Annotated in this window: 7 protein-coding genes; 1 reads left to right on the forward strand and 6 read right to left on the reverse strand. The window is 70.5% G+C overall.

Going from position 1 to position 5164, the window contains the following annotated elements:
* Positions 1-171: 171 nt before the first annotated feature.
* From hisB to nth, 4 genes are all read right to left on the reverse strand, one after another.
* Positions 172-762, reverse strand: coding sequence for an imidazoleglycerol-phosphate dehydratase HisB (hisB, locus tag B8460_RS07790; RefSeq protein ID WP_048861022.1), 591 nt, complete (start codon positions 760-762; stop codon positions 172-174).
* 113 nt (positions 763-875) lie between these two features.
* Complete coding sequence (locus tag B8460_RS07795) at positions 876-1478, reverse strand: malonic semialdehyde reductase (protein ID WP_048861023.1); 603 nt, start codon at positions 1476-1478, stop codon at positions 876-878.
* Positions 1478-2038, reverse strand: coding sequence for a NifU family protein (locus B8460_RS07800; RefSeq protein ID WP_048861024.1), 561 nt, complete (start codon positions 2036-2038; stop codon positions 1478-1480). The genes B8460_RS07795 and B8460_RS07800 overlap by 1 nt, the downstream gene beginning before the upstream one ends.
* Positions 2039-2115: 77 nt before the next feature.
* On the reverse strand, positions 2116-2841 hold the full coding sequence (gene nth / locus B8460_RS07805) for an endonuclease III (protein WP_373855742.1): 726 nt from the start codon (positions 2839-2841) through the stop codon (positions 2116-2118).
* Between the two features lie 72 nt (positions 2842-2913).
* On the opposite strand from nth, the gene B8460_RS07810 reads away from it, so the two are divergent.
* Positions 2914-3429, forward strand: coding sequence for a DUF2244 domain-containing protein (locus tag B8460_RS07810; protein ID WP_048861025.1), 516 nt, complete (start codon positions 2914-2916; stop codon positions 3427-3429).
* Positions 3430-3457: 28 nt separating this feature from the next.
* Here the strand turns inward: B8460_RS07810 and B8460_RS07815 are convergent, their stop codons facing one another.
* Both B8460_RS07815 and lnt read right to left on the reverse strand, forming a co-directional pair.
* Positions 3458-3916: a helix-turn-helix domain-containing protein gene (locus tag B8460_RS07815; RefSeq protein ID WP_048861026.1), complete on the reverse strand. Its 459-nt coding sequence runs from the start codon at positions 3914-3916 to the stop codon at positions 3458-3460.
* Positions 3917-4105: 189 nt separating this feature from the next.
* The coding region (gene lnt / locus B8460_RS07820) for an apolipoprotein N-acyltransferase (RefSeq protein ID WP_048861027.1) at positions 4106-5164 on the reverse strand (1059 nt) is incomplete at its 5' end.

Below are 5164 nucleotides of genomic sequence, written 5' to 3' on the forward strand. Positions count from 1 at the left end.
GCCACACGGCGAGCGCGGCCTCGGCGGCCAGCAGCAGGACCGCCGGCGTCACCGCGCCCGACAGGGCGAACCAGAGCGGCCCGAACAGCAGCGCGCCCCACGCGTACCCCTCCGGCACGAGCGTCGGCGCGCGGCCGGCGCGCGCCGGGTGCACGGTCCAGAGTCGCATCCCTACAGCACGCCCTTGGTCGACGGGATGGCCTCGGCCGCGCGCGGGTCGGGCGAGACCGCCTGCCGCAGGGCGCGGGCGACCGACTTGAAGCTGGCTTCGGCCAGGTGATGAGCGTTGTGTCCGGCGCGGCGGGTCACGTGCAGGGTGAACAGGCCGTTGGCGGCGAGGGCGCGGAAGAACTCCTCGAACAGTTCGGTATCCATGGTGCCGATCTTCGCCCGCTCGATCGGCACCGACCACGCCAGGAAGCCGCGGCCGGACAGGTCGATCGCCGCTTCCACCAGCGCCTCGTCCATCGGCACGACGGCATGGCCGAAACGGGTCACCCCTCGCTTGTCGCCCAGCGCCTGCGCCAGCGCCTGGCCGAGCACGATGCCGACATCCTCGGTGGTGTGGTGATCGTCCACATGCAGGTCGCCCTCGGCGCGCAGATGCAGGTCGAACAGGGCATGGCGGGCAAGCGCGGTCAGCATGTGATCGAGAAAGCCGATGCCGGTGTCGATCTCCGACCGGCCGCTGCCGTCCAGCTCCAGGCTGAGGTCGATATGCGTCTCGGCGGTCTCGCGGTGGATGGTGGCGCTGCGTGCCATGGCATGCTCCCGGCGCCGCGCCGTCCTGGCCCGGGCCGCCGTGTCTGTCGGTGTGTACCGGGTCTAGCGGCTCCGCCCCGGCTTGTCAGCCGAGGCGGGGCCGGTCGCGCGCGTCAGAGGACGCGGCAGGCCTCGTCGAAGTCGAGGCGGGGTGAGCGCGGAAACAGCCCGGCCGGGTCGCCGTGGCCGAGATTGACCAGGAAATTGGACTTCCAGCCGTGCTCGGCCAGGAAAGCCTCGTCCACCTTGGCATTGTCGAAGCCCGACATCGGGCCGGCATCCAGGCCCACCGCGCGCGCCGCGAGAATGAGATAGGCGCCCTGCAGCGTGCCGTTGCGGAATGCCGTCGTCTCGGCCAGCGCCGGGCTGCTGGTAAACCAGGACTTGGCGTCGGCATGGGGGAACAGGCGCGGCAGGTGGTCATAGAAGGCCGGGTCGTAGGCGACGATCGCCGTGACCGGGGCGGCCATCGTCTTTTCGAGGTTGCCGGACGACAGCGCCGGCGCCAGCCGTTCCTTCGCCTCCTTCGAGCGGAGGAACAGGAAGCGGGCCGGCGAGGCGTTGGCCGAGGTCGGCGCCATCTTCAGCAGCTCGTACATCTCGCGCAGGGTCGCGTCGCTGACCGGCCGGTCGGTCCAGCGGTTATGCGTGCGTGCCTCGTTGAACAGCAGGTCGCGGGCGGCGGCGTCCAGGGCCAGGATCGGCACCGTCGTCATCAGAGTTCGACCTGCTGCACGGCCACGACCTCGGGGATGTAGTGGCGCAGCATGTTCTCGATGCCGTGCTTGAGCGTGGCGCGCGACGACGGGCAGCCGGAGCAGGCGCCCTGCATGTGCAGGTGCACGATCCCGTCGCGGAAGCCGCGAAAGACGATGTCGCCGCCGTCGCCGGCCACTGCCGGGCGCACGCGCGTGTCCAGCAGTTCCTTGATCTGCGCGACGATGTCGGCGTCCTCGGGGGAGACGTCCTCCTCGGCGGCCGCGGTCTGCTCGCCCTCGATCACCGGGCGGCCGGTCACGAAATGCTCCATCATCGCGCCAAGCACCTGCGGGCGGAGCGACTGCCAGTCGATGCTGTCGGCCTTGGTGACGGTCACGAAGTCGCTGCCGAGGAAGACGCGCGCGACGCCCGGCAGCGCGAACAGCGCGGCGGCGAGGGGGCTGGCCGCCGCCGACTCGGGCGAGGCGAAATCGACCGTGCCCTGGCCCATCACGTCGCGGCCCGGCAGGAACTTGAGGGTCGCCGGGTTCGGCGTGCCTTCGGTCTCGATGAACATGGCGGTCCGATCAGTGGCCGTTATGACTGCCACCTACATCGCCCCGGCGGCGCCGGACTGCAAGCGCGGGGGCGCCGTCATGCATCCGGCGCCGGGGTCTTGGCGGGATAGCGGCACCAGGCCGCCGCCACGCAGCGCCAGCATTCCGGCCGCCGCGCCTTGCAGACATAGCGCCCGTGCAGGATCAGCCAGTGATGCGCGTCGCGCAGCTTGTCGGCGGGGATGCGGGCGACCAGTCCCTCCTCCACCGCCCGCGGCGTCTTGCCGGGGGCAAGGCCGGTGCGGTTGCCGATGCGGAAGATATGGGTGTCGACCGCCATCGTGGCCTCGCCGAAGGCGACGTTCAGCACGACGTTGGCCGTCTTGCGCCCGACCCCCGGCAGCGCCTCCAGCGCCGTGCGGTCGTGCGGCACGACGCCGCCGTGCTGTTCGACGAGCGCCCGCGACAGCGCCGCGACATGCCGTGCCTTCGACTGCCACAGGCCGATGGTGCGGATGTGGCGCCCGATCTCCGCCTCGCCCAGCGCCGCCATCGCCGCCGGCGTCGGGGCGGCGGCGAACAGCGCCGGAGTCGCCTTGTTCACCCCCGCGTCGGTCGCCTGCGCCGACAGCACGACGGCGACCAGCAGGGTAAAGGGGTCGTGATAGTGCAGTTCGCTGCGCGGGGAGGGATTGGCGAGGCTGAGCGCCCCGATGAAGGCGGCGGCGTCGGCGCGCGACATCGCCCGCGCCGCCTTCGGGCGCCGCGCCTTCGCGGCGGCGGGATTGCGGGGCGCGGCATCGGCGGCTTGGGTGCGTGGCATTGCCATAGCGTTGGCGGGGATTGCGTTCGTGGCAACTCCCGCTCGGCGAGGAATTGGCGATAGACTGCGGGCATGGATACCCAAGCGCCCATCCCGCCGGTGTTCGAGGCGGTCATCCGTCCCTATCGCAGCCTGTCGCCGCGCGGCGTGCGCACCCTCGCCGCCGTGATCGTCGCGCTGAGCGCGCTGATCGGCCTGCGCGCCTGCCTGATGGGCGCGTGGCCGGTGATCGGGTTCAGCATCCCCGAGGTCGCGCTGATCGTCTTTCTTCTGCGCCTGAACATGGCGCGGGCGCGGGCGCGGGAGACGATCCGCCTGTCGGCCGAGGCGCTGTCGGTCGAGCGCATCGACCGTCACGGCCGGCGCACCGGCAGCACGCTGCCGGCGGCCTGGCTGACGATCGTGGTGGAAGAGCGCCCGGGGCGTATTCCGGCCCTGCTGCTGACCACCCGTCACCTGCGTGAGGAGATCGCCGCGTTTCTCGGTGAATACGAGAAGCGCGATCTGGCGAGCGCGCTGCAGGCGGCGTTGCGGGCGATGCGAAGCCCTGTGTTCGACAATCCGCAGCTGCGCGAGGGCAGCGCCTAATGCGGCGCGCCTTGGGGATCCGTTCCGGTCACTCGGTCGGCCCCATCGACTTGATCAGGTCGAACACCTTCTTGCGCACCGCCGGTTCGGAGATCCGGTAGTAGGCCCGGACCAGTTCCAGCGTCTCGCGACGATTGAGCGTGTCGTCGCCGAACCCTTCCTGCGCTTCCGACAGGCTGCCGCGGACACCGCCGCGGGGGGCCGCGCCATAGGTCCCCGCGAGATTGTCGGGCATGTCGTCGAAAAAGAAGCTGATCGGCACGTCGAGCACGCGCGACAGGTCGAACAGGCGGGACGCGCCGACGCGGTTCACGCCGCGCTCGTATTTCTGGACCTGCTGGAACGTCAGCCCGAGGGCTTCGCCGAGCCGCTCCTGCGACATCCCGAGCAGCGTCCGCCGCAACCGGATGCGCGAGCCGACATGGACATCGATCGGACTCGGGCGGCTTTCCCGCTCACCGCTCTCGCTTTCCCCGGTGCGGGCCATGCGTGCACCCCTTCGCGTTGTTTCCAACATGTGAAACCTCCAATAACTCGCGCCCGGCGCCGGTGACGAGCATCACAGTAGATTAACGATGCAACCCCGGATAATCAACATTTTTGTCAATTCTCCCGGAGCGATACTCAATTTTGGGACTTGCTTCACAATCCGCCGCCAAGGGGCGATTCGGTCCGGTTATCTGCGGGTAAAATAACGCATACACGCGCCGAAGACGAGAGAAAGGAGCGCCAACAACGCGGGCAGCGCGAGACCCCAACGGCTATACACCGTCGGCGGCAGCGGCGGCGGCAGCGCGACAGTGAGAAATCCTGGCACGTCCGGAGCGATTCGGGCCAGTTCGTGACCGCGCGCGTCGAATGCGGCGGTTATGCCGGTATTGGCTGCGCGCAGAAGTGGCAAGCCCTGCTCCACCGCCCGCATCCGCGCCGCGGCGAGGTGCTGGCGCGGCCCGGATGAGTCGCCGAACCACGCGTCGTTCGTGACATTGACGAGCCAGCCAGGCCGGTCGATCCGGCTGACGAGCTCGCCGGAATAGATCGCCTCGTAACAGATGATCGGCGCGACCGCCGGCAGGCCGGGCAGATGCAGCGTCGCCGGCCCCGTGCCTGGCGCGAAGCCGCCGCCGGGCACCACCTGGAAGGGCAGCGGGAACCAGTCGGGCTGGAATTCGCCGAACGGCACGAGGTGCCACTTGTCATACAGCGCCGCGACCCGCCCGTCGGGCTCGATCGCCGCCAGGGCATTGCGCGGCCGTCGGTCGCTGCCGAAGCGCACCGTGCCGGCAAGCACGGTCGCCGGATCGCCGTGCCCGGACGCGGCGGCCTCGGCGATCGCCTCGCGGGCCCCCGCATCTTCGGTCAGCAGGAAAGGGCTGGCCGTCTCGGGCCACACCACGACCTTTGGCCCCGCGCCGGCGGTCGCGAGACCCTGGCGGGTCAGATCAAGGTAGCGGCGGAAGATGGCGACCGTCAGCGCCCGGTTCCACTTGGCGCCCTCGGCCACGTTGCCCTGAACGAGCACGGCCTCGACCCCCGGCGCCGGGGGCGTGGGCCGCGTTACGCGCCAGGCACCCAGCCCGATCCAGGCCGCCAGGACGACCCCTCCCGCCAGCATCGCCCGCCGCCCCAGTGCCGGCGTCGCCGCCAGCATGATCGTGAGCCAGGTCAGGCCGTGGATGCCGATCCAGGCCGCCGGCTGGATCATCACGTCGCCCGCGAGGCCGGGCAGCTCCCA

Origin of the sequence: Acidisphaera rubrifaciens HS-AP3, assembly GCF_000964365.1 — a bacterium.
In the GTDB taxonomy this organism is placed as follows: Bacteria; Pseudomonadota; Alphaproteobacteria; order Acetobacterales; family Acetobacteraceae; genus Acidisphaera; species Acidisphaera rubrifaciens.